Source organism: Bacillus cereus group sp. MYBKT14-1 (genome assembly GCF_051915185.1).
GTDB lineage: Bacteria > Bacillota > Bacilli > Bacillales > Bacillaceae_G > Bacillus_A > Bacillus_A cereus.
This window is the reverse complement of the sequence record NZ_JBQAEF010000004.1, coordinates 194,811-220,851: the sequence shown is the minus strand read 5'-3', so window position 1 is coordinate 220,851 and position 26,041 is coordinate 194,811. Positions and strand designations below refer to the sequence as shown.

Sequence of the window (26,041 nt, the reverse complement as noted above, 5' to 3'; positions counted from 1 at the left end):
ATTGCGTTTATTTTGAAGTTTTTATATCAGAACCAGACTTTTTTCTATATTGCTGTAATTGCAAAAGACTCACCTTGTTGAATATATTTGAAATGCAATAAAAAAGAGCTTGTGCCAAAACACAGACTCTCTTTACGTTGAAATGAAAATAGCCGACCACTTTAGAGAAGGAAACGGTAGAGCGAATAGAATATGGCTAGATTTAATCTTTAAAAATGAACTTCATCAGGTGATCGACTGCAATAAAATTGATAAAGAAGATTATTTACTGCAATAGAACGCAGCCCAATTAAAGATATTGAAATTAAGCATTTACTCCAAAATGCATTAGTAGATGAAATAAATAGTCATGAAATATTCATGAAAAGTATTAATATTAGTTACTATATATGAGGAATATACCGAATATAATATAGAGGATTTATAAAACAAAAAGGGCTGAGATAGCCCTTTTTGTTTTACACTTTGACGAGTATTTTTTATAAAAAAATACGTTATTCTTTTTGTAAAATTATAAGAAAGGATGACGTTTTTGTATGTCTATTTCTGTATCCAATGAATTACAACTATTTGCTCAAGAAATTCAAAGCTTTTTATCACCAAGTATCTTACGAAATCTTGCCAGAGAGTTTGGTTTCTTGCGATGAACCCGTAAATTTCAAACAAAAGATATACCCAATTCATGAGTAAGAATGAAAAAAGAAAGAAATTCTATAATGTTTTATTTAATATCAATTTATAAGAAAATTAATATAATTAAATATGAAATAATACATATTATAATGATTTATTAATATAATATGTTATATTTTGGGGTGGAATATATAAATGGAGGAAATGTAATGAACAAGAATTTAAAATTTACCCAAATGATGATCGGGATTAGTACGATGGCATTATCATTTGGAAGTATTCAAACACAGGTATCAGCAGAAGAAACAGCACCCTATAATATCTTACAGATGAAACCAATGGGGACAGAAACTTCAAAAGATGAAATCGTACATGCTACAAAAGCGGACGAAACTTTGACTTTTGAAGAGCGTTTAAAAATAGGAGATTTTTCACAACGTCCTACTCTGGTTATGAAACGTGATGAAATTCAATTAAAGCAAAGCTATACTCTGGCAGAACTGAATAAAATGCCTAATAGCGAACTCATTGATACATTATCAAAAATTTCTTGGAATCAAATTACGGATTTATTTCAATTCAATCAAGATACGAAAGCATTTTATCAGAATAAAGAACGCATGAACGTTATCATTAATGAATTAGGACAACGAGGAAGGACGTTTACGAAAGAAAACTCAAAGGGCATTGAAACATTTGTTGAAGTATTACGTTCTGCTTTTTATGTAGGATATTATAATAATGAATTAAGTTATTTAAAAGAGAGAAGCTTCCATGACAAGTGTTTACCAGCATTGAAAGCGATTGCGAAAAATCCAAACTTCACATTAGGTACAGCTGAGCAAGATAGAGTAGTAGCTGCATATGGAAAATTAATTGGTAATGCCTCTAGTGATACTGAAACAATACAGTATGCAGTAAATGTTTTAAAACAATATAATGATAACCTTTCAACGTATGTAAGCGATTATGCGAAAGGACAAGCCATATATGAAATTATAAAAGGAATTGATTATGATATACAGTCTTATTTGCAGGATACGAATAAGCAACCTAATGAAACAATGTGGTATGGAAAGATTGATAACTTTATAAATGAGGTTAATAGAATTGCTCTCGTGGGGAATATAACAAATGAAAATGGTTGGCTAATTAATAATGGTATTTATTATGCAGGTCGTTTAGGGAAATTTCATAGTAATTCAAACAAAGGATTGGAAGTTATTACACAAGCGATGAGCTTGTATCCTCGTCTAAGTGGACCTTATTTTGTAGCAGTAGAACAAATGAAAACAAACTATGGTGGAAAAGATTATAGTGGAAATGCAGTAGATCTACAGAAAATACGTGAAGAAGGGAAACGACAATACCTACCTAAAACATATACGTTTGATGACGGATCAATTGTCTTCAAGACGGGAGATAAAGTAACAGAAGAAAAAATTAAGAAATTATATTGGGCAGCCAAAGAAGTAAAGGCACAATATCACCGTGTAATTGGTAATGATAAAGCGCTAGAACCGGGTAACGCTGATGATGTACTAACAATAGTAATTTATAATAATCCAGATGAATATCAATTAAATAGACAATTATATGGATATGAAACAAACAACGGTGGAATTTATATTGAAGAGAAGGGGACTTTCTTTACATATGAGCGTACGCCAAAGCAGAGTATTTATAGTTTAGAAGAGTTGTTCCGTCATGAGTTCACTCACTATTTACAAGGAAGATATGAGGTTCCTGGTTTATTTGGAAGCGGAGAAATGTATCAAAATGAACGATTAACTTGGTTCCAAGAAGGGAATGCAGAATTTTTTGCAGGATCTACACGTACTAATAATGTTGTTCCGCGTAAAAGTATGATAAGTGGCTTATCATCTGATCCAGCAAGCCGTTATACAGCAAAGCAAACTTTGTTCTCAAAATATGGATCATGGGACTTTTATAAGTATTCCTTTGCACTACAGTCATATTTGTATAATCATCAATTTGAAACATTTGATAAGCTTCAAGATTTAATCCGTGCAAACGATGTGAAAAATTATGACTCATATCGTGAATCATTGAGCAACAATACACAATTGAATGCAGAATATCAAGCATATATGCAGCAGTTGATTGATAATCAAGATAAATATAATGTACCGCAAGTAACAAATGATTATTTAATTCAACACGCACCAAAGCCGCTAGCTGAAGTGAAAAACGAAATTGTGGATGTAGCAAATATAAAAGATGCCAAAATTACAAAATATGAGTCGCAATTCTTTAATACATTTACCGTGGAAGGCAAGTATACAGGTGGTACATCAAAAGGCGAGTCTGAAGATTGGAAAACGATGAGTAAACAAGTAAATCGAACTTTAGAGCAGTTATCCCAAAAAGGTTGGAGTGGTTATAAAACAGTTACAGCCTATTTTGTAAACTATCGTGTGAATGCAGCTAACCAGTTTGAATATGATATTGTTTTTCATGGTGTTGCAACTGAGGAAAAGGAAAAAACAAATACTATAGTAAATATGAATGGACCATACAGCGGGATAGTAAATGAAGAGATTCAATTTCATAGCGATGGTACAACAAGTGAAAATGGAAAAGTTACTTCTTATCTATGGAACTTTGGAGATGGTACAACAAGTACAGAAGCAAATCCTACCCATGTATATGGAGAAAAAGGAACATACACTGTGGAACTAACAGTGAAAGATAGTAGAGGAAAAGAAAGCAAAGAACAGACAAAAGTTACTATAAAACAAGATCCGCAAACAGGTGAATCTTATGAAGAGGAGAAGGTACTCCCGTTTAATACGCTTGTAAAAGGAAATCTGATTACTCCTGATCAAACAGATGTTTATACGTTTAATGTTACAGATCCAAAAGAAGTAGATATTTCTGTGGTAAATGAACAAAATATTGGGATGACATGGGTACTTTATCATGAATCAGACATGCAAAATTACGTAGCTTGTGGTGAAGATGAAGGAAATACTATAAAGGGGAAATTCGTAGCGAAACCAGGGAAATATTATTTGAATGTTTATAAGTTTGATGATAAAAATGGTGAATATTCATTATTGGTAAAATAAATTCATTTCCTATATGTATACAAGGGGTGTATTTCAGGAGGAGTCTGTCACGATAGGCTGCTCCTATTTTTTCTCAAGTATTAGTTCTATAAATTGTTTAAATTCTTTCTTTGTGAAAAGTTTAGTTATCAAGAAAAAGTAAATAGTTTGTCTCTGGTACAGGGTGTAACAGAGACACTTTTCTTATCCGAATTTGCTTAGCATGAGGTTTCTGAAATGTTATCGTTACCCCTAGCTAAAAATACATGCTATAACTTTTAATTTATTTAGATGGAGCAGAATACAAGCTATTTTGGACAACATGAAGCTGCACATTCTAATCATGCAAATAAGGGCGTATTAGAATTAAGTGTAAAAGTTATAAAAATAAAAGACTATGGTTTAATCGTATGAATGAATATTAAAGACTATTATATGAAACATATGTATTAAATAGTGAAGAGAATTTGAATGATTTTAGTGAAAATTTATCTTGAACAGAAGAAACTGTGTAGTAATGCTTATTAAAAAAACAGTTACTGTAACTAAAAAGGATAGTTGAATGAAATAAGACCGTTCCTAATTATAGGAACGGTTATAAACTTATCATGTGCTGGAGGGCAATCCGAATGGCATGGAATACCTTCTCTAAACAGTATAGACATGAAAATTAACGAGTATACGTAATGATGGCAAACAATAATAGTGGAAGCCGTAACGAATTATTAGTTCGTGGTGCTGAAAGTGCAATCAATCAAATGAAATATGAAAAATCGCACAAGAGTTTGGTGTACAACTTGGTGCAGACGCAATAGTTCGTTCAAACCGATCTGTTGGTGGTGAAATCACAAAACGTCTAGTGGCAATGGCTGAACAACAATTTGGTGGAGGATTCACTCGCTAATTATATAGTTTATGGATTAGAAGGGGAGATTATATATCTCTCTTTTTTTATTGGAAAATATATGAGTAGAGTATCTTTGTAGTATTTAAGTAAAATGTCAAACTCCTTTTGTAGATAGCACGAGCTAACCTAATAGTTAGGAATTCATCATTTTGGAACATACTTAATTAATAAAAAGCAGTTAGCAAAAGCTAACTACTCGGTAACCAATTTGTTCTAAAACAGGTTAGTTATATTTTAGACAAATTATTAAAAAATATACAATATAAAAGAGCAATAATCTATGTTAACCGCTATAACGAAGACCAAATCAAGGGAAGAATATTTATTTTGTAACTCTTAAATAAACTACTATTAAGTAATTACAATATTTAAAAATAAAAAATGACCTTTGTTAATTACAAAAATCATTTTTTATACCAATTTTATTTATTAATTGTTTATTACATTTAATAATATAAATAATTTTATTAAAATAAACGGGTCAAGGAAAATTAATCCAACTGTTGCACATGTTGAAGAGTAAATCAAAAGGGAGAAGTGTAGAAAAAAGAATGACAAACAAATTCTCAAAAATCATTATTACGTAGGGGGGAAATATGTAGATAAGATTATAACGTTAACTTGAAATTTTTTTCACTTTTAACGTATTATTCTCCAAATGATATAAATCCTCCAAATAAAAGGGGAAATCAAATATGAAATCATCGATAGATAGTATTCAAGAAAGTAAAAGATTAAAAAATCAACAAAAGGAAGAGAAAGCAACATGGAAATCAATGTCTATGTTTCTAGTTCCCTTGCTTTTAAGTAACATATTACAATCAGTTGGACAATTATTTGGTATGGTGGTAGTAGGGCGATGGCTTGGTGTGAATGAATTAGCTGCCATTTCAGCATTTTTTCCATTATTCTTCTTACTGGTTTCGTTTGTAATTGGAATTGGGTCAGGTAGTTCGATTTTAATTGGTCAGGCATTTGGTGCCCGTAATGAAGAACGTTTAAAAGCCATTGTTGGTACGACGTTGACATTTACCTTTATAATAGGAGTTATTTTGGCAATAGTGGGAAATGTATTTGCTCTGAACATTATGCGTCTTATGGGTACGCCAGAAAATATAATTGATATGAGTGTGCATTATGCACGTATTTTATTTATTTCTATGCCAGTTTTATTTCTATATTTCTCCTATACAACGTTTATTAGGGGTACAGGAGATTCTAAGACACCGTTTTATTTCTTAATTGTTAGTACAGTCTTAAATATAATGCTATTACCTATTCTAATTTTTGGTTGGCTAGGAATACCAAAAATTGGTGTGTACGGAGCTGCTTATGCTTCTGTTATCTCAACCATTATAACATTTATTGTTATGATTATTTATTTAAAGAAGAAGAATCATCCATTGCAATTAGATGAGACAGTACGGAAATATCTTCGTATGGATTGGGGTTTGTTAAAACTATTATTACGCCTTGGAATTCCAGCCAGTATTAATATGATTCTTGTTTCATTATCTGAGATTGCGGTAATCGCATTTGTGAATCGTTTCGGTTCGGATGCGACTGCTGCATATGGGGTTGTAAACCAGGTTGCAAGTTATGTTCAGATGCCTGCAGTCAGTCTCGGAATTACAGTATCCATTTTCGCTGCGCAATCCATTGGTGCAAAGCAATTTAATCGATTACAGGAAGTTATTCGTGCTGGAATCGTTATGAACTATATAATTGGTGGTATATTAATCGCTTTTATTTACTTGTTTTCAAGAGAAATCTTATCGTTATTCTTAACGAGTCCGAATACAATCGAAATTGCACATAGTTTGGTAATGATTACGCTTTGGAGTTACTTAATTTTCGGTCATGCTCAAATTATTGGTGCGACAATGCGAGCAAGTGGAACTGTATTATGGCCCACTATAATTGGTGTCGTATCAATATGGCTTGTAGAAGTCCCAGTTGCTTATTACCTTTCTTATCATACAAATCTTGGTATAAAAGGAATATGGATTGGATATCCAGCTGCATTTATTGTAAGTTTACTTTTGCAATATGGATATTATAAACTTTCATGGAAGAAGAAACGAATTTCACGACTTGTTAGTTAGAATAGAAGATGAAAAATGACATTCACTCATAATTTGTCAGTTCAAGGGGTATAGCTACAACATTATCAAGCTAATAAAACCGAATTAGCCTCAGGAGGGAGTATATAATTCCCGATATTTGTTCTTTTCTTTTAATATGATATCTCGGAATAAAAGAGTGTGTTTTGAAAAAGGTAAATCAAAACACGCTCTTAATATTCTCAGTTGGTTTATTCTTTTATAAAAAAGTTTAATCATTTCCTATCTATATTACTATACTATCAAACTCTTTTCTTTAATTAGTCTAAAAGTGAATGTACAGAATTCAATTGCTTATAAGGAATACTTAGCTAACTGTTCACCCCAAGATGATAATTCAGTTTCAGTAAATCCTGCTTTTTTATATGCAAATTTAGCTGTAAGGTTTTCAGGGGCATATCCAATCATTATTCTAGAAATGTTTGCGTTATTATTTCTTCTTATCTCATCAATTACCAGATATATAGCTTGTTTACCTATACCTTTTCCTTGAAAATTTTCATCAATCATAAGTCTATAAATCCAATAATTATTATCCTCAGGATCTATCCCAAACATAGTAAATCCAATCATTTTTTCTTCAAGGTAAATACCTTTTGTATAGAAATTATCTAGAAATTGAACTTCTGCGATAGAATAAAGGTTGGATGCTATAAATGTTTGTTGTTCTTCTTTAACCGAAAGTTTAATTGCTTCTTCCCAATTATTTTTGTCAATAGCCTTTAAATAAATCTTATTCAATCTGATACTCTCCTTCCAATATTGAAGAGGAAGCACGTAGTTTATGTGCTAGTGATACGTTATCCTCTTGTTTTTTTGCCCAATCAAATAGAAATATTTTCTCATCGACAACGCCTCCTTAAATGTACAATTCAAAACACATTATTATAATCAATATAAATATATTCTTTCCACTATAAATTATTTTCCTGTTGAAAAGACCCTATTTTTCTATCTAATTTATCCAAGGTATATGATACCAAATATCCGGAGAATCTCTTTGCAAACAATTGTATTTCAGCTTGAAAAAAGAAGCACGTTTTTTGAAGAAGAAAATGATTGTTAACTTGTTAGCAGTGTGGCGGTACACTATTGTCATCAACCTATTATTCTATGATTTTTGTTTCTATTTACTTATATTTTTATTGTTACTGAACTCTACTTCATTAAAAGTTTGTTTATACCCCAGATTACCTCGTGTGAAAATAAGAATAAGTAAAGCGACAAATCCCAATCCTATCACTACAAATATATCCGTATTTTTTAAAACAGGGTTGGTGGAATGAGTTTGTGCTAAACTAAACGTATTTACACTCGCATGAATTAGCATGATTATAAATAAGTTACCGTGGTTGCAGTTATAGACCCAAGTAAGAATGATTGAGATTGGCAAACATAGTAAAATAAAAATTGGCAAATGAATATATAGGAGAGAAAGGTCAGAACCCGGGCCACCCCTTTGTGCAGCTGTTAAGAAATGTGGAAGATGCCAAAAAGTCCACAAAACACTAAGTAGTAATGTAGCTTTTAACGGTCCAAATTTCAATTGTAATCGAGGCAGAGCGAAACCACGCCATCCGATTTCCTCGGGTAAAGGCCCACCGAGAAAGAAAATTGCTACAAAAGAGAAGAGATAGGTTATAAAAAATTCAAAATTAAGGTCACGGAAAGTTGGTATCTCTCCATTTACTATAACCATCCCCAGAAACATTGTAGTTGGGATAACGATGAGAGTAAACAAGTACCACTTCAAACCGATCTTAGTAGTTAGAATGCTTTTTCTAACTTTTTTCCATGACTCTTTGCCTTCAAGAGTTCGAAACATGATATATGCTGCTAACATAGGGCCTGCAAATGCATTGGCAAAAAAGAAAATATGAAATGCTTTTGTTTTAGGGAAAATACCCCATTGGGATAAGATAAATGGAATTAATACAACCCATGAGAATAAATATGCCATCACGAAAAATGAAGTTAACGGATAGGATTCAAAATACCCTCTCAGACCTGCTGATGAGTTTTTTGATTTTGTTAAATACTTCAACACAATCACCTCTTCATTTATAAAAAACTGTATATGTGCTAATTCTACATGTTTGGATAAAGAACCTTTTTGATAAAAATACACAAAAATCCCGAATCATGGGGCTTTTTTAAGTGTCCATGATTTGGGGGACAGTTCAAATTGTCAGTTCTTTTTGTATTTTAAATAAGTAATTATTGAGGATGTAATGAGAAGAAAAAGAACCCTATTGGGTTCTTTTTCAAGGCATATTAACAGTAAGGAGAATCATGAAATGCTACTTCAAATCTTTATTAGGGGAAAGATTTTGAAAAAGCTTAACATACATCTATTTTTACATAAATGTAATATATAGTAAATTGATAATATTTATACTTACTATTACTAATATTCAATTAAGATAGTTAACACTATATGTATAGTATTAACTGATGTTTAGTGTAGTATACATTTAGGAATCTAGTATTAGATTACCATTGTCAAAAAAGCTAATAGATTTATCATTTCAAATACTAACTAACATTTAAACGATTTTAATTGAAATGGGATGTGTATTAACTCTTATAAACTAATGAAAGTAAATAAAATAAACAAAGACCCTGTAAAAATACAGGGTCGGATACAGGGTTAAGGGAACATATAGTTTCTTAAAAACATAATAGCATATATGTTTTTGATAGCTATATGAGGATTTTGACAAAATTAAGAACAAGACAGAAAATCTTTAAAAAAGAAAAATGTTTTTTAAATTAAAAGAAGAAAAGACACCTTTTGAGTGTCTTTTCTTTTGGGATACAGCTCACATATTGCTGAATTAGATATGAAATCATAATTCAACTATGAAATAAACAACTTAAGAAATTTTAACATAATCTGAACTGGAAAAAATATGTGATAGTGCATTTTTATTTTTTAACTGTTTTATTGGTATAGAAAAGCAGTATAAATAAAAAGGGCATGCAGTCGTATCTGCCGCCCCTTTAGGAGGAATTCAAGACACCAATAGGACACGTATTGGTAAAAAGGCTCAAAAATAGTATATGTAAAAAGAAAAAGTCCTATTCCAAAAGTGGGCTGAGCTGTATCTTTTTTACTTATTCAAAAATCAAATACCGTTCTTTTCAAAAGCAGTACAGCAAACATATGGTTTGGAATGGAATAAGAAAAAGTATACATGAAAATGGCAGACAACAATTTTGTCGCCTGCCAGTGCCAATGGACTGAATGAGTTAGTCAATTACTATAAATTTACTACCCCATTACCAGAAGAGTGAAGCCGCTAGTTCAAACGGCTTAAAACTAGTTTGCCTAAGAAAGAAAAAATTATGAGTGGAAATTTTGTTTGCTCTATATGAAAAGATAATGAGATATTCATCAGACAAGAATAATACAGCATACCTTGAATAGGGTGTAGGAACGAATTAAGGAAAAGAATGTGATTAAGGAAGGGACTGAATCAGGAGTGGGAATTTCGGACAGGATTTGGAGAACCGTGGTTGCCTTGGGCATTGCGAGTAATATCGTTGCTTGTATAATGGCAGTATACATTCAAAAATATGAGCTAATGATAAACTACCTTACAAATATTTTATTTTTAATAATTATAGCGATAACGTATATTAAGATGAAAATTAACAAGTGGGTGGCGTTAGGATTTACGTTAGTTGTAATGGAAAAAGGTATTAAGGCAGGCTATGACTTCTACACACATGATTACTATGGTGTCAGGTGGAGTTTAGCTATCATTGTCTATTGCATATACGAGATGAAAAATTATTATGTTGAAACAAATAAATAACCGCAAAAAATAAGGGTTAGTAGGTGGAATTCTTGTTGAAGTATACAATTTTTTTAACAATGATATTACGGTCCTATTTTTTTACTTCAATAGCAAAAAAAAGACGCCATAAGGCGCCCGAAAATTGGGTAAACGAGGTTTTAGTTTTCCAATCTAAAGAAATTATGTATCAGCTCACAATGAGAGCATATCATAATATGCAATCAAAAAAATATGCATTATTACATATATGAGTTTAACAAAAGTAAGATGGGAATAAATCAAAATAATATAAAAAAGACACTACAAGAGTGTCTTTTTTGAGAAAATACTCTATAATTAACTTTGGGGAAGGTAATGTTAGAGTATATATTTAGCATTATCTTTATATTTGATAAACCATGAAATCAAAAGATTTTGTGGTTTATTTTTTGAACAATAGCTATTACAGTATTGGTAGTGAGCTATTGATCATTATAAGCATTAGGAGAGAAGGGATTAAAAGTCTAACATCGAATAACGGTTCCGGAATATAGTGTTGCGAAATGATCTCCCATATCCCAAACGGTACTTGCTTGTATATAGCCTTTAAAGCCTTCTGAAGAATAATAAATCTCTTTTGGTATACTTTCTTTAGTTTGGAAATGTGCTTTAGAATATTTTACATAATGGTTTTTAATAACTTTTGATTCTGGAACAATATTGTTTTTTTGTTCCAATGTTTGCCTAGCACTAGAAGGTGGTATGAATTTTTGAGTGTCTTGGTAATTATGATCTAAGGTGTCAGCCTGTACACTGTGTGACGACACAAAGAAGCTTAAACTACTTCCCACAATTAATGTTGTAAATACTAACTTTGAGACTTTTGTTAATCTAATCATTTTATAATCTCCTTTTCATTATTTTGTAAGGTACCTCCTTACACCTCACAGTCTATATCCACTACATAAGGGTGTACATACATATTGATAGACAAAATTCTACAAAATACCTTGTGTTTTTTGATTTGTGTATAATAATTCAATATTTGATAATTTATCAGAAGTAAAAATGCAGGCCTTATATAAAGGAAAATGAATAATTTATGCAGAGCTTGTATATAAAATTATTGTTCAAATATTCTAAAATGAGTTGATAAAGATGGTGTGGTATTATTAGACAATAATTGATTCGATAGGTTGGATTTGAAAAGTGAATTCTCTTTTTGAGCTTTTATTATTTAAAATAACTAAAGAATAAGTACAAGCACATAATTTAAATAAAAAAAGTGAGAAAAATGATAAACATTCTTCTCACTTTCATCAATTAGGGTGGCATATACATAAATATGCGTTTGAGAGGATTTTTGGATGAAAAATCCACATACATAGTATAACAAAATATTTAAGGCACTTCGCATGTAATATTGCATATAAAGAGTTGATAGATATAATAGTTAGTCTATTTCTATTATTTAACGGATTTTCCGAAAGAATGATCCTGCCTTAAGAGAGTGCAGGGTGATAGGCGAGAGAAGAATTTTGATTTGGCGTAGCCAAAAAGAACAATACATATTTTGATATGTAAAGACCCTTCAAATGAAGGGTCTTTACATACACTTATATTAAGTTTGTTGTGGTGCACCACCATGATCGCCAACACTATATGTAGGAACAGGGTAATGTCCATGAGTAGCAAACTGATCCGCTTTAGAAAGTGGAGAAATTCCCACCGTTAGAATCCCAATAAAAGCAATACCCGATAATAATAGGCTGATTTTTTTCATTATTTTAACACTCCTTTTTCAATTGATTTTCGTCTTGCTTGATAACAAATATGGAAATAATCACTTACCTTTTGGTGGTTCTCTAATTGTCTACATTTTGTGGCAAATAATTCGGCGTATTCGACAACATATTCCCATAATTCTTCTTGTTCAAAGTATAAGATTCCTTCTTGAATGATTTTTTCTAATTCTTCCAGTGGAATATTTTCATTTAATCTTTTTAAAATAGAGAAGTGGTGTGAGTATTCTTCGTTATGAATTCCTCTGCAGATCTGTAATCCCCTATCAATGAGTTTGCTAGCTGCTAATTGTTCTCCTAATTTATAATGTTCCTTAGCCTGTAGGAAGATAGCTTTGAAGTGTGTAGGGATTTTTTCTGTTACTTCTGAAAGGTGACGAATAGCTAACGTAGACATACTTTGATCAGAATACAGCCACCCCATAGTACTTTTTACGTATAACAAGGAATCTTCTTCCTTATTCTTCTGTAGTAATTCAATTGCACAATGTAGATATTCTTCTGCCTGTTCGTACTGCTTTAAATAGATACAGCAACCCCCTAACAAACTATTACAAAAGGCTGTTTTTACTTCATAACCTTCATACTTCGAAAAGATTGCTCTCGATTTATTTGCGTATTCGATAGCAGTGAGCATGTTATAGGTATGATGATAAAAAGTAGCAATTCTATAGTAGAATTCAGCATGTTCAATCTCATCTGGAATGTTTACTAGTATCTTTTCTGCCAGTTTATAATGTTCCTCTGCCTCAGTAAAACTTGATATAAAAGTGGAATGAATGGATTTGAAAAAGTGATAGTAGAAGCGTAGAAAATGGTCTGTAGGCATATCATAATCACTAATAGCATCAAAACTATTTTGTTGAATACCGAGGCTATCTGTTAAGACTGTGTAACGAAATTCAAGTAGTGAGTAATATAGTAACAAATTTTGATCCTGACGTTCTTGATTTGACTCAATGCTTAACTTAGTAATTTTTCCATCAATTTTCTTTTTTAGATTAGTAGCTTTTACAACTTGTTGAGATAGCATAGATCGATACCAGTCGTTCAATAGAGAGGTTAATTGCTCATTTCCCTTTACTGAAACACTCACTATATACTCCCCCATCCTATAGAAATATCTTAATCCTATTTAATTGTAACTATCATAGCAAAATAGAAGGGGAAATGGAGGCGTTTTACAATTTTTTCAATAAAATTCATAAAAACTAATCAATTTATGTCGAATGTACGTAGAATTTAATACCTAAAATGATAAAAAGAGGACGCATTATTATTTACGACCTCTTTTTATTAATCACATCAGTTTAAGCAAAAACTTTAATTTAATTATGTAGATTCACGAATAATTAAGTTTGTAGGGTATTCAATAATTTTACGTTTAATAGATTCATCTGTATTTATATATAGTAGTATCTCGTTAACGGTACGTTTACTCAGTTCAACAATTGGAATATCAATAGTACTAATTGTTGGGGTTGTAACTGTACAAATTAATTGATTATCATAACCACAAACAGCTAAGTCAGTTGGGATAGAATACCCCCTAATAGTAGCTCCTTTAATGACTCCAGCAGCAACTTGATCATTTCCAGTAAATAATGCAGTAGGTTTATCTTTAAATTTATCTAGCTTCTCAAAAATTTTAAATCCATCATTAATAGTAATTGCATCTCCAAATAGCCAATTTTTATTGAATGGTAATTGTTTTTCTTTTAAGGCATGCAGATAACCTTGTTGGCGTTTTAATTGTGCTTGACTATTAAGAGAGTCAAAACAAAAGCCAATTTTTTTATAACCTTTGCTTATTAAATGTTTAACAGCTTTGTATCCCGCTTCAAATTCATCGTAACAAATTATCGGAATAGGTGCATTTTCCTCATACTCATTACAAAGTATTATAGGCCCATAAGCTAAATAATGCTCTATATTTTCCCAACTATTTTCTAGAGATGCGAGAATTACACCATCTACAGCTTTATTCTTTAGTAATGAAAGTAATTCAAGCTCTATTTTTTTCTCATAAAAAGTCTGATAAATTAGCAATTTGTAATTGTGTTTTAATAATTCTTTAGAAATTTCTCTAGCTAATTTCCCGAAAAAGGGATGATCTATATTTGGAATTGATAGAGCAATGGTTTGTGTCTTATTTACCCTAAGATTCCTAGCTAAAGAACTAGGAGTATAGTTGAATTCTTTCATTACTTTTATTATTTTCTCACGTTTTTCTGAATTTACATAAGGATGATTATTTAGAACTCTTGAAACAGTAGCATTTGATACATTACATAATTTAGCTATTTCATTAATTGTTACCATAGAGAAACCCTCCGTAAAAAATATGTTGACATGTAATCGATAACATAAAATATAGTCTACTCATGATTTTCAAAATAATTTCTTAGAGGTAATTTAACGTGAAAACTCTTACTATAATTTCTTGACATAGTAAAGCCAATTTAGCTTTATTAAAGTGCTTACAGGGGGGGGACAAAAGAAAAAGAATTTGAAATTAGTAATATATTACCGAATCACAAGATGAAAGAGAAATTATTTAGGGAAAACAAATTGAAAATGGATATTGATATAGAAAAAGATATGTTCAATTATAGCAGAAAAAATATACAGAAAATATAATTTATGCCAGTTAATCGGTTGATTTCTCAAGATGAGGTTGAAAAAATTATAGCAGTTTTAAAAAATATTTTACCGACAGGTCAATTCACAAGTGGACCATTTTCAAAAAAACTAGAAGAAGTAATCGGAAGTTATTTAAATAAAAAGTCTGTAATTGCAACAAGCAGTGGTACAGATGCCCTTATGGTGTCATTGTTATCTATTGGTATTCAGCCGGGAGATGAAGTAATTATGCCAGCTAATAGTTTTGCTACTACTGAAAATGTTGTGTTAGCGGTCGGAGCAAAACCTATATTTGCAGATATAGATCAGAAGAGTTATTGTATTGATCCATCTAAAATAGAAGAAGCTATCACCAAAAAAACTAAATGCATTTTACCTGTGCATTTGTATGGTAAGCAGTGTGAAATGAAAAAAATTTGTGAAATCGCGGATATATATCAATTAAGAGTTATTGAAGAAGCATGTCAAGCTATTGGTTCTTCAAATCTTGGAGAATATGGAGATATTATTGTCCTTAGTTTTAATCCATACAAGAATTTTGGTGTATGTGGTAAAGCTGGTGCAATAGTTACTAATAATGAAAATCTTGCAATACGTTGTAATCAATATAGTTATCATGGATTTGAAATTGATAAAAAAATAAAAAGGTATTAGACTTTGGATTCAATTCTAAAATTGATAATTTGCAAGCAGCTATTGGTTTGGAAAGGATTAAGTATTTATCATGCAACAATTTAAAAAGAGCGTATTTAGCTCAACGATATATTCGTGAGTTGAAGGATTTAGAGGATAGAGAATTAATAAAGCTACCTATGATGACAGAAGATAATGTCTGGCACCTTTTTCCGATTAGAATTGAAAATGGAAGAAGAGACGAGTTGAAAAATAAATTGTACCAATTGTATAACATTGAAACAGATATTTATTATCCAGTATTATCTCATATGCAAAATACCAAGTGGGTAAAGGGAAATAATCTGTTAAATATAGAGCAAGTTCATAAAGAAATATTACATCTACCTTTACATCCAAATATGATGTTAGAAGAGCAAAATTTCGTTTTGGAGGGATTATTCAATGTCAATAAATAATGAAGTTTTAAAGTCTTTAAATTTTGAAAGACTACCACTGGTTAAAAAGCCTAAATATGTAGTGTTCTGTGATTTTGATGAAACTTATTATCCTCATAACATGGATGATTCTAAAAGAAGCAATATGAAATTGTTAGAAAAGTATTTGTATGAACAAGGAAGTAAAGGGAATTTAGTAATTGGTTGGGTAACGGGAAGTAGTTTAGAATCAATTGTTGAAAAAATGAAAAAGGGTGGTATACAGTATTTTCCTCATTTTGTGGCGAGTGGATTAGGTACAGAAATAACGTACTTTGATAGCAACGGGACTACTATAGATGATCAAATTTGGGAAGAGAGAATTATAGAGGGTGGTTTTGATTCTTCGAAGATTGAAAGAATTATTAAATTGCTAGAATCAAAATATGAAATTTTTTTAAGACCTCAGACACAATTAGGAAGTTCTAAGTACAAATTTAATTTTTATTATGAAGAGCAAAATGAATTTATTGATGCAAAGAATTTAGAAAAGATAGGAGAAATCGGAGAGATATTCCAAGTTGGAGTTAATATTAACAAATGTAATCCATTAGCTGGTGATCCAGAAAATTGCTATGATGTAGATTTTATTCCACTTGGAACAGGTAAAGATGAGATAGTGAAATTTATTTTAGACAAGTACGAACTAGATAAAACAAAAGCAATTGCTTTTGGAGATAGTGGGAATGATTTAAGGATGCTACAAGCTGTAAGGCATGGCTATTTAGTAGAAAATGCAACAGAAGAGGCCAAAAAAACACACTCGATGCTAGCTCAAGGTGAATACTCGATTGGAATTTTAAATACTTTAAAGCACATTATTAATTAAAAGGGGATGTTCATATAATGAATATTTGGATTATAGGTGCAGGAAGTATTGCAAGAGCTCATTCTAGAGCATTATCAACTATTGATAATTGTAAATTAGTTGGAGTGTATGATGTTAATTCTGAGAATGCCGATAAATTGGTAGGGGATTTTGGTGGGAAGGTTTTTAATAGCTATGAAGAGTTACTAGAAGTAGTTGATGAGGTAATAATATCTTCTCCGAATTTTTGTCATAAATCTCAAGCTGTTCAAGCATTATTAAAAAACAAACATGTTTTATGTGAAAAGCCTATGGTGATTTCTTGTGAGGAAGCAAAGTACATGATGACAATAGCAAAAAATACTAATCTAGTCGCTTCAATGGGGGTTAACTATCGCTACTTATCCTATGTTAAGGCTTTAAAGCAATTAATTCAAAATGAAGAATTAGGGGAAATGGTAGTAATAAGATTGCATTTTGAAAAAAATAGCGCTTTTAGGAGAACTTCGTTTACTTGGCGAGATGATTTTCAAAGTAATAGAACTAGTGGAGCCTTGGGAGATTTGGGAATTCATCTAATAGATTTACTATGGTTTTTATTTGAGAGTGATTTTAGAGAGGATACCGTTCGAACTAAAATCAAAACAAATGTTAAGGAAAAAGAAAGCAAACCAGTTTTTGTTGATGACTATGCTGAGGTTTATGGCCAAAAATGTTTTTTTACCCTTTAGAAATGCATAATAGCAGTTTTGTTATGACTAATTTTATTAAAGAAAAACTTGCAACAGGATATGATGCTAAAGGTAATGCCATTCCATTTTATCAAACTAGACCAACCGATATGCCACAAGGGAGTATGTTTTCTACAGGGATTGATGTAGCCAATTTCATGATTGCTCAATTGAATGATGGTAAATTTAAAAATAACCAAATACTACAAAAAGAAACTGTAGAAGATATGCAAAAAACAAAATTTGCTTTACATCCTTGAATACCTATGAAAAGAATAAATTTTCGTTCTGGGAGAACTTCAAAATGTTAGCTTGATAGCAATGTGAATGGAACACTCACTGATTAAAGTTTCACTTTATTCCACTCCACTTTCCAAAATAGAGAAAGATCCATTTTCACAATCAATTTCTGCCATCGCACCGTAAGGTAAAATAAACTTCGGTTCAGTATGGCCAAAATTTAAATTATAAAGAATCGGCAAAGCTTCTAAATTATGTTCCTTCATAGCTTTCAGTATTTCGTGTTTATATTCTTCATAATACTTTTCGTCTTTCGGTTTACCAAAAATGATTCCTTTTGCTTTTTGTAGAATGCCTTGTGCTGCATAATTTCGTAACCAATATTTTATATAACTTGGTTCTGGATGATCTTCAGAAGTTTCAAAGAAGAGAATACTATTCTCCCAATGTTTTTTCTCAGGCCAAAGTTCCGTTCCTTTTGCAAATTCCAATACTTCAATACATCCACCAATTAAGCGCCCCTGTACAGTGGTAGAGCCTTGAAGTAGCTCATATCCATTGTTTTGCTGCATCGTACGTCTTGTATCTTTATTTATTGTAATCCATTCTAAATGCTCACTTGTCCATTCATGAGCTGGTTGAATCTCGCCAATCGTTTCATTTGAAAAGAGAGTACGATTTACCATTTCAATTGTGTATGGATCCATCTCTACATTTTCGGCAAAATCGGTCAAAATTGCTGAACCATATAAAGAGGAAAGGCCTGCTTTATGACAAAATAAATGTGAAATAGTAACGTCAGAGTAACCCATAAAAATTTTCGGATTTTCGCGTATCACATTAAAATCTATATAGGGAAGTAACCGGATGCTATCTTCACCGCCAATATTCGCGATAATTGCTTTCACGCGTGTATCTTTAAATGCTGTCATTAAGTCTTCTGCACGAGCCTGTGGGTTGTTATAAATGAATTCGCTACCTTTTAAACTATTTGGCATTGGAATAACGGTAAGACCGAAAACTTCTTCTAATCTTTTAACTCCTTGCTCATATCGCCATCTTATTTCAGAATCACCTGCGCCTCCCCATGAAGGACTTACTGTCGCCACGATATCTCCTGCTTGTAACCTCTTTGGTTTTATTAACATATGAATCCCGCTCCTACATAATGTAATGAACTACGGCTATACAAACCGTAGAGTTGAAGAACATTGTACATGACATTAGTTTCTCCGCCTCCAATAAGTTCACCTGCTGTAATTTGAGAATTTAGTATTAGTGCTGAATATAGGAATAATCTACAAACATTTTTGGTTAAAATTTATATTTGAAAATCACAGTATGCAACATTGCATGAGGAAAACGGTTGTTATTTTCATAACCTGTAACTATAATGATTACAGGTTGGTCGATACCAATCAAAAAAATAAAATCATCATGAATGGAGATGTTACATATGGGTATGAAAAAAATAATTTTAGCAGGTGCTTTAGGAATCGCAGCATTATCAGGAACAAATGTACCAGGATTAGAACTAACAAAAGCGAGTGCAGCTTCTATTGAATCGAACTTCTCGATGTTAGAAGGACGAGTAGTAGAAGTAGATAACGGTGTAATTGTTGTAAAATCTCAGCAATATGAGGAACCTGTTAGTGTGTATATTGATTCACTTTCAAACGTGAAAGTAGGAGATGAAGTAAAAGCTACTGGATCTATGATGCGTAATTTTACAGAATATATGGTTGCAACTGCAGTTGAAAATACAACAAACAAGTTAGGTATGCACATGAAAGAAGATGGCTCACCTAATTATGTAATTGGAGAAGTATCAAAAGTAGGAACGATGGAAGATGAGGGAGACGGTGCTACTAAATATGTTGTAGTTGAGTATCCATCGCTAAATGGGAAGAAAGATATTATTGATGTTTTCTTAACAAAGGGACAAGTATTTAATGTGGGTGAGAAAGTGAAAATTGATATGGAGTATGTGGGCTGGGGTGGTATTTCTATTAACTGGAACACAGTTGATCATATTGAAAAAGTTCATGAAGCAAAGACGAACGCTGAAAATAATGATGATGTATGGATTTGGTCTTAATAAGGCGAGTATAGGTCGTTATTTGCAATTTTCTCCAAACAATACATGTGAAAACTAAATGTATCATGCAGTACCCATCTCATTGCGTATGACAATGAGATGGGTACTTTTTTATTTGAAATTTGTGCAAGTCAATGTTTAGCATTTCTTTTTAAGAGTAAATTACGGGTGAAATCAAAACTTTATTTGCAGTACATAATAAATAATGTTGATTTTTTATCTTATATTAAAATAAAAACAAACCACTGTTCGATTTGAATATTCCACGATATAATAGTGAGAGTTTATGGCAGAATAAATATTTACATAAGAAGTGAGGTACTGTATGAAAAAAAGAACGACAGACATTATTTTTATTATTATCGGTGCATTTCTTTTTGCGTTAGGTGTCAATTTATTTGTTATTCCGAATGAGTTTGGTGAGGGCGGGGTAACAGGTATCACGATTATTACGTACTATTTATTTGAGTGGTCACCAGGTTTAGTGAACTTAATTTTAAATGCGATTTTGTTAATAGTCGGTTATAAATTTTTAAATAAGATTACAACAATTTATACGATTATCGCTGTAGTTACGAACTCACTATTTCTTCATTTAACAGAAGGATGGACAATTGCTTCTGATGAAATGCTCGTAAATGCCATTTTCGGTGGAATATTTATCGGGTGTGGTATTGGTCTCATCATTCGCGTTGGTGGAACAACTGCAGGTACTACGATTTTAGCGAGGATGACACATAAATACTTAGGCTGGAGTATTAGCTATGGTTTACTGTTCTTCGATTTAATCGTTGCGTTTTCATCTTATTTCATCATTGGTGCAGAAAAACTGATGCTGACAATTATTATGTTATATGTAGGAACGAAAGTAATGGAATTTGTAATTGAAGGTTTAAATCCGAAAAAGGCCATTACGATTATTTCTGATAAACCAGATGAAATTGCCGGGAAGGTGACTACTTTAATGGGCAGAGGGGTTACTGTATATTCAGGGCATGGCTATTACACGAAAACGCCGAAGGAAATTCTTTATGTTGTTATTAATAAGCAAGAAGTAGTGAAGCTAAAGCGGATTGTTCAAACTACAGATCCGGCTGCCTTCATCGCTATACACGATGTTCGTGACGTATTCGGAGAAGGATTTGTTGATATTTCGAAGGCTTAAAAATTGTTTTTGATTAAAATAATCTTAATACTAAAACGTGAGAATCTATTTTGAATAATCTTTTTTCAAAATAGATTCTTTTTTAATTAAACGCCAGTCACTTTCAGTTCAATCTTTTACGTTCTAAAGAAAACCGCCGATAAAGCGCTCCAGTCTGTTCTTTAATTTTGGAATGTGAGAGTTGAATAACAATGGGTTATATGCGATTTTTTAATCTACTCCCCATGAGTTCCGCCATTTGTTTTGCATCTGGATTTTCTTCATCGTACAATTTCTCAATAATGTTAATATAATCCGTCTCATTTCGATTTTGACTTAATTTATATGCAGCCTGGATGTCTCCCACCTTAACCTTAAATCCAACTATACCTTTCAGTTCATTTTCTAAGAGAGTAGGGGAAAGTTTATCCCATAATACTGGATTTTCACGATGCTCTTCATATTTTTTCAGCATTGTTGTTAATTCATCTATTAATTCCTCTTTATCTAAAATACTTGCTTTACCATATATATGGACAGCTTGATAATTCCATGTTGGAACTTCTTCATGTTCATACCAAGAAGAAGAGATGTAAGAGTGTGGTCCTTGAAATATTACAAGAACGTCTTCACAAGTTTCAAATGTTCTCCACTGAGGATTCCCATAAGCCATATGTCCAGTAATAAAATAGTCATCACCTTGTTTAGTTAATTCAAAGGGCAAATGAGTTGCGATTGGTTTTTCTTTTTTTGTTGTGACGATTGTTCCAAAAGAGTTTTTTTGAACAAAATCCCAAATTTCATCAAGATTTGTGACTTTAAAATACTTTGGAATATACATAATAGCCCACCTTTCAAAAAAAGTTATATGAGTGTTTTGATCATTATAAGGTCAACTTGTTCGTCATCGCCCATGTAAAAGGAATGAGAGCCAGCTTGTACAAAACCTAAGTTCTTATAAAAAGCAATAGCATTTTCATTTTTCTCCCATACGCCTAGCCAAATATTCTTTTTATTATGTTCTATTGCAATTTCAATAGCATTATTTAGTAGATATTTACCAAGACCATGTTTTTGAAAGGAGCTCTTTATATAAATTCTCTCTACTTCAAGTGATTCATTGCCCATTTCTTCAGACTGAGCATCATCAATATTGACCTTTAAATATCCAGCAATTTCATCGTTAAAGTAGACAAGAAAGAATTGAGAAGAGATATTGGATAATTCTTTTTCTAATTGCTTTAAGTTAAATGCCTTTTCCAAATAATGATGCATATTTTCGGGTGAATTCTGATGTTTAAAAGTCTCATTAAATGTTTCATAACTAATTTCTTGAAGTCTGTGTATATCTTTAAGGGTGCACTTTTCTGTATGTGTAGTCATTTGAATAGTTCGCTCCTTTATATAATCAATAATTTCTCTTATTTCCCTTTTTTACAAATTCCCAATCTTTTTCTATATTTTTTCTTACTCTTTGAAGAAGGTTAGAAATAGTTTCCGCTTCTGTTTCCGAAAATCCCTCTAATGCAACAGTATTTGAATAATCGTTTTCTCTTTTAATAAAAGGATAGACGTTTTTCCCTTTTTCTGTTGGGAAAAGTTTTTTGATTTTCTTGTTAGATTCATCTTCTTTCTTTTCGATAAATCCATTGAGTTCAAGCTTTTTGATAGCACGGGCTGCGGTTGTACGATCTACTTTTATCATCTCAGATAGCTTTTCTTGAATGATTCCTGGGTTTTCACATATTCGCACAAGGTACAAATACTGACCTTTTGTAAGCTCATATTCTTTAAATTCTATATTACTAATAGAATCTAATGCCCTTGCAATCATGCCAATTTCACGAAGAATTTCTTTCATAATGAACTCCTTATCTTTTATTTTTATTGCAAATGCAACAATTTGAAGTTACATTTAATATAAAATATTTTTATTGTAAATGCAACAAAAATAACGATGAAGAGGTTGATTAAAATGAAGTATGTTTTTTATGTATTAGGAATTTTAATATTAACCCTTGGTATTTCTTTCACAATACAATCAGATTTTGGCACTTCACCTTTTGATGCACTTTTAGTAGGACTTTCTTTAAATGTGGGGCTTACTGTGGGAAGCTGGGAAATAATAATAGCTTTATTATTAATATATTGTAATTCGATATTAAAAAGAAAAAAACCAGAGGTACTAGGGTTGTTAACAGCATTCATAACGGGTATTGGTATTGATGTGTGGCTATTTTTATTACGCAATTTAATTACACCTGAAATATGGTACAGTAAAATGATTTATTTTGGAATCGGATTAGTTATTACAGGATTAGGAACTGCAATATATTTACAAACAAATTTTGCTCCCATTCCAATTGACCGATTAACTTTAATCATACAAGAATTAACTAGAACGAATATCTTTATAGCACGAACATGTATTTACCTTATATTCTTAATAATGGCAACGATTTTACATGGACCAATTGGTGTTGGGACTATATTAACTGTTTGTTTAGGTGGGCTATTACTGAATTTCTTTATGCCACTTACTAAAAAAGTAATAGATCACTTATTCGTACACCAGAGTACAACATCACCAAGTTATAAGAGTAATAAAGCAGCTGACCACAATGATAACAAGAGTATCTTCTAAGGAATCCTTTTCTTTTTCTTGCAAAAAATCTAATTGTTTCTTAATGTAGTGATGTAGAAGGATGAACGAGAGAGGGTTTAATGAAGATGATACATATTTTATTAGCTGATGACGATAAACATATTAGAGAGTTATTGCATTATCATTTACAAAAAGAGGGATTTAAAGTTTTTGAGGCGGAAGATGGAAAGGTAGCGCAAGAAGTATTAGAGAAGGAAAATATTCATCTTGCGATCGTAGACATTATGATGCCTTTCGTTGATGGTTATACGTTATGTGAAGAAATACGGAAGTATCATGATATACCTGTTATTTTATTAACGGCGAAAGATCAGTTAGTCGATAAAGAGAAAGGATTCATTTCTGGTACGGACGATTATATTGTAAAACCATTTGAACCAGCTGAAGTCATTTTCCGTATGAAAGCTTTATTACGCCGTTATCAAATGCTGAGCGCTGACATAATTACACTCCATGGAACGACAATTGATCGTAAAGGTGTTGAAGTAAAGTGTAACGGCCAGACGATTTTACTTCCTTTAAAGGAATTTGAATTATTATCACAACTAGCTAGTTATCCTGGGAGAACATTTTCAAGAGAAGAATTAATTGAATTAGTATGGGGAATGGATTTTGAAGGAGATGAACGAACAGTTGATGTTCATGTGAAGCGACTACGAGATCGTTTCTCAAAACGAACGGATGATTTTCAAATTACAACGGTGCGCGGCCTCGGGTATAAGTTGGAGTTGAAATAAGATGAAATCACTATATTCTAGATTTGTATTTATGACGGTCGGCATTATGCTACTTAGTAGTATTATCGGCTTTTTATTAACGAACGTATATTATCAAGTGAAGTTAAAACCGTATAATAGTGAAAAGATTTTAAAGTATGCGGAAGAAGTTAAATCGTTATATGAAAAGCAAAGTGAAGAAAATCAAGAGGCGTACTTACATTCTATCGCAAAGTTAGGGTATGAAATTTATATTGTCGATGATCAAAAGAATGGAAAGCGTATCGGCAATGCGTTTCGTAAGACGTCTATTAGCGATGCTACTGTTCATAAAGTATTGCAAGGAGAAACGTTTAATGGTGTTTCTACGTATCCAACGCGTCTTTTTATTACAGGATTTTTCGATAATGAATTAATAAATAGTGTTGGTGTACCGGTAAAGCACGGTGATAAACAGTACGCGTTATTTATTCGTCCTGACATTCAGAACCAATTTGGCGAGATGCGAATTTTCTTAGCGGTATTACTTGGGTTTATCGTACTATTAAGTATTATCTTTATAGCGATTGCAGCAGGTTATATCGTTCGCCCAATCCGTAAATTTACGAACGCTACGCAAAAAATTGCGAGTGGGGAATATGAAATTGAATTAGATGTAAAACGAAAAGATGAAATAGGAACGTTATCTACAAGCTTCCAAAAGATGACGAAGAGTATTAAAGAACTAGATGAAATGAGACAAGAATTCGTTTCGAACGTTTCACATGAATTTCAATCGCCACTTTCTTCCATACAAGGTTTTTCAAAAACGTTGCAAACAGAAAAGATGAGTGAGGAAGAAAGAAATCATTACTTACAAATTATTGAGGGCGAAAGTAAGCGAATGTCTAGTTTATGTAAACAGTTACTTACGCTCGCTTCATTAGATAAAGAGGAAAAGGTTCTGCAAATAAGAGAATTCAATCTGCAGAAGCAAATTAAAGACGTCATTTTTATGCTTGAGTGGAAATGGCGCGAGAAAGATATTGCCGTTGAATTTGATGTGCCGGATATCACTATAAAAGGTGATGAAAACTTACTTCATCAAGTATGGAGTAATATCTTTACGAATAGTATTAAGTTTTCAAACGATGGTGGGACCATTGAGTTTTTTGTCGAAGAGTTAGAGTCTAGCGTTATAATCTCTATATCCGATAACGGAATCGGTATGGAAAAAGAAGAAATGGAGCGTATTTTTGATCGTTTTTATAAGGTAGATACAGCAAGGGCAAGAAATGTAGAAGGTAGCGGTTTAGGATTATCGATCGTGCAGAAGATTGTTGAACTGCATAACGGAACTGTTTCAGTTTATAGCACGAAAGGGGAAGGGACGACTGTTCGAGTGGAGCTTCCGAAATAGAGGGAAGAGGCTGTTTGGGAACGGCCTCTTCTTTTTGTCGTTTTTTGTCGGTAAGTCGATATAATCGAAAAATCGCCGATATAATTCTATTTGCGCTGATATATTTGAAAAATCGCTGATATAAATTTCACGTACCCTAACTCCTATTATAAAGCCGCACCTTTTCCGCG

19 protein-coding genes and 5 pseudogenes are annotated in these 26,041 nt (G+C 32.0%); 14 read left to right on the top strand and 10 right to left on the bottom strand.

The features are described from left to right. Positions 1–133 precede the first annotated feature (133 nt). The 4 genes and pseudogenes from ACTFO4_RS13515 to ACTFO4_RS13500 form a co-directional block, all read left to right on the top strand. Positions 134–427: pseudogene (locus tag ACTFO4_RS13515) on the top strand (protein adenylyltransferase Fic); the annotation flags it as partial. A gap of 415 nt (positions 428–842) precedes the next feature. Further along, positions 843–3,725 (top strand): collagenase ColA, encoded by a 2,883-nt coding sequence (gene colA / locus ACTFO4_RS13510; protein ID WP_063536861.1) that lies wholly within the window; start codon positions 843–845, stop codon positions 3,723–3,725. Positions 3,726–4,393: 668 nt separating this feature from the next. Beyond that, positions 4,394–4,608 (top strand): annotated as a pseudogene (locus ACTFO4_RS13505) (small, acid-soluble spore protein, alpha/beta type). A 779-nt stretch (positions 4,609–5,387) separates the two neighbouring features. Then, positions 5,388–6,716, top strand: a complete 1,329-nt coding sequence (locus ACTFO4_RS13500) for an MATE family efflux transporter (protein WP_431140701.1) — start codon at positions 5,388–5,390, stop codon at positions 6,714–6,716. 312 nt (positions 6,717–7,028) lie between these two features. On the opposite strand, the gene ACTFO4_RS13495 is transcribed toward ACTFO4_RS13500, so the two are convergent. Both ACTFO4_RS13495 and ACTFO4_RS13490 read right to left on the bottom strand, forming a co-directional pair. Beyond that, entirely contained in the window at positions 7,029–7,475 is a 447-nt protein-coding gene (locus ACTFO4_RS13495) for a GNAT family N-acetyltransferase (RefSeq protein WP_001034039.1), read from the bottom strand. Between the two features lie 385 nt (positions 7,476–7,860). Next, the gene (locus tag ACTFO4_RS13490) at positions 7,861–8,778 is read right to left on the bottom strand and encodes a CPBP family intramembrane glutamic endopeptidase (RefSeq protein WP_061457460.1); all 918 of its coding nucleotides are present in this window, start codon (positions 8,776–8,778) and stop codon (positions 7,861–7,863) included. 1,441 nt (positions 8,779–10,219) lie between these two features. Here ACTFO4_RS13490 and ACTFO4_RS13485 point away from each other — a divergent pair. Further along, the gene (locus ACTFO4_RS13485) at positions 10,220–10,555 is read left to right on the top strand and encodes a hypothetical protein (protein WP_440014366.1); all 336 of its coding nucleotides are present in this window, start codon (positions 10,220–10,222) and stop codon (positions 10,553–10,555) included. A 485-nt stretch (positions 10,556–11,040) separates the two neighbouring features. Here ACTFO4_RS13485 and ACTFO4_RS13480 read toward each other — a convergent pair whose 3' ends face one another. The 4 genes from ACTFO4_RS13480 to ACTFO4_RS13465 all read right to left on the bottom strand — a co-directional run bounded on the left by ACTFO4_RS13480 (position 11,041) and on the right by ACTFO4_RS13465 (position 14,640). Further along, a complete protein-coding gene (locus ACTFO4_RS13480; protein WP_000620456.1) occupies positions 11,041–11,415 on the bottom strand; it encodes a hypothetical protein in 375 nt (124 codons plus the stop codon). 722 nt (positions 11,416–12,137) lie between these two features. Next, positions 12,138–12,299, bottom strand: coding sequence for a hypothetical protein (locus tag ACTFO4_RS13475; protein WP_000724102.1), 162 nt, complete (start codon positions 12,297–12,299; stop codon positions 12,138–12,140). Next, positions 12,299–13,414, bottom strand: a complete 1,116-nt coding sequence (locus tag ACTFO4_RS13470) for a tetratricopeptide repeat protein (RefSeq protein ID WP_440014324.1) — start codon at positions 13,412–13,414, stop codon at positions 12,299–12,301. Before ACTFO4_RS13470 ends, ACTFO4_RS13475 begins: the two co-directional genes overlap by 1 nt. A 236-nt stretch (positions 13,415–13,650) precedes the next feature. Beyond that, positions 13,651–14,640, bottom strand: a complete 990-nt coding sequence (locus ACTFO4_RS13465; protein ID WP_000256370.1) for a LacI family DNA-binding transcriptional regulator — start codon at positions 14,638–14,640, stop codon at positions 13,651–13,653. Positions 14,641–14,738: 98 nt separating this feature from the next. On the opposite strand from ACTFO4_RS13465, the pseudogene ACTFO4_RS13460 reads away from it, so the two are divergent. The 4 genes and pseudogenes from ACTFO4_RS13460 to ACTFO4_RS13445 all read left to right on the top strand — a co-directional run. Continuing rightward, positions 14,739–16,052: pseudogene (locus tag ACTFO4_RS13460) on the top strand (DegT/DnrJ/EryC1/StrS aminotransferase family protein). Beyond that, positions 16,039–16,899, top strand: a complete 861-nt coding sequence (locus ACTFO4_RS13455; RefSeq protein WP_440014322.1) for an HAD-IIB family hydrolase — start codon at positions 16,039–16,041, stop codon at positions 16,897–16,899. Before ACTFO4_RS13460 ends, ACTFO4_RS13455 begins: the two are co-directional and overlap by 14 nt. 17 nt (positions 16,900–16,916) lie before the next feature. Next, positions 16,917–17,588 (top strand): annotated as a pseudogene (locus ACTFO4_RS13450) (Gfo/Idh/MocA family protein); the annotation flags it as partial. Beyond that, positions 17,575–17,866: pseudogene (locus ACTFO4_RS13445) on the top strand (serine hydrolase); the annotation flags it as partial. The pseudogenes ACTFO4_RS13450 and ACTFO4_RS13445, both read left to right, overlap by 14 nt. Positions 17,867–17,965: 99 nt before the next feature. Here the strand turns inward: ACTFO4_RS13445 and ACTFO4_RS13440 are convergent. Continuing rightward, positions 17,966–18,997, bottom strand: coding sequence for a S66 family peptidase (locus ACTFO4_RS13440; protein ID WP_440014320.1), 1,032 nt, complete (start codon positions 18,995–18,997; stop codon positions 17,966–17,968). A 308-nt stretch (positions 18,998–19,305) separates the two neighbouring features. On the opposite strand from ACTFO4_RS13440, the gene ACTFO4_RS13435 reads away from it, so the two are divergent. Together ACTFO4_RS13435 and ACTFO4_RS13430 are read left to right on the top strand one after the other, a co-directional pair. Beyond that, the gene (locus tag ACTFO4_RS13435; protein ID WP_063536854.1) at positions 19,306–19,947 is read left to right on the top strand and encodes an ATP F0F1 synthase subunit alpha; all 642 of its coding nucleotides are present in this window, start codon (positions 19,306–19,308) and stop codon (positions 19,945–19,947) included. A 325-nt stretch (positions 19,948–20,272) separates the two neighbouring features. Continuing rightward, positions 20,273–21,112: a YitT family protein gene (locus ACTFO4_RS13430; protein WP_000747497.1), complete on the top strand. Its 840-nt coding sequence runs from the start codon at positions 20,273–20,275 to the stop codon at positions 21,110–21,112. A 196-nt stretch (positions 21,113–21,308) separates the two neighbouring features. Here ACTFO4_RS13430 and paiB read toward each other — a convergent pair whose 3' ends face one another. The 3 genes from paiB to ACTFO4_RS13415 are packed head-to-tail and all read right to left on the bottom strand — an operon-like array spanning position 21,309 to position 22,952. Further along, positions 21,309–21,932: a protease synthase/sporulation negative transcriptional regulator PaiB gene (gene paiB, locus ACTFO4_RS13425; protein ID WP_103622163.1), complete on the bottom strand. Its 624-nt coding sequence runs from the start codon at positions 21,930–21,932 to the stop codon at positions 21,309–21,311. A gap of 23 nt (positions 21,933–21,955) precedes the next feature. Beyond that, positions 21,956–22,474 carry a GNAT family N-acetyltransferase gene (locus ACTFO4_RS13420; RefSeq protein WP_440014318.1) on the bottom strand — a complete coding sequence of 173 codons (519 nt, stop codon included), beginning with the start codon at positions 22,472–22,474 and terminating at the stop codon, positions 21,956–21,958. Positions 22,475–22,499: 25 nt separating this feature from the next. Beyond that, entirely contained in the window at positions 22,500–22,952 is a 453-nt protein-coding gene (locus ACTFO4_RS13415; protein ID WP_326263613.1) for a MarR family winged helix-turn-helix transcriptional regulator, read from the bottom strand. A gap of 114 nt (positions 22,953–23,066) precedes the next feature. Here ACTFO4_RS13415 and ACTFO4_RS13410 point away from each other — a divergent pair, with 114 nt between their 5' ends. From ACTFO4_RS13410 to ACTFO4_RS13400, 3 genes are all read left to right on the top strand, one after another. Continuing rightward, complete coding sequence (locus ACTFO4_RS13410; RefSeq protein ID WP_086396818.1) at positions 23,067–23,735, top strand: YczE/YyaS/YitT family protein; 669 nt, start codon at positions 23,067–23,069, stop codon at positions 23,733–23,735. A gap of 80 nt (positions 23,736–23,815) precedes the next feature. After that, the gene (locus tag ACTFO4_RS13405) at positions 23,816–24,493 is read left to right on the top strand and encodes a response regulator transcription factor (RefSeq protein ID WP_000781966.1); all 678 of its coding nucleotides are present in this window, start codon (positions 23,816–23,818) and stop codon (positions 24,491–24,493) included. Position 24,494: 1 nt separating this feature from the next. Then, the gene (locus tag ACTFO4_RS13400; protein WP_440014315.1) at positions 24,495–25,871 is read left to right on the top strand and encodes a sensor histidine kinase; all 1,377 of its coding nucleotides are present in this window, start codon (positions 24,495–24,497) and stop codon (positions 25,869–25,871) included. Positions 25,872–26,041 lie beyond the last annotated feature (170 nt).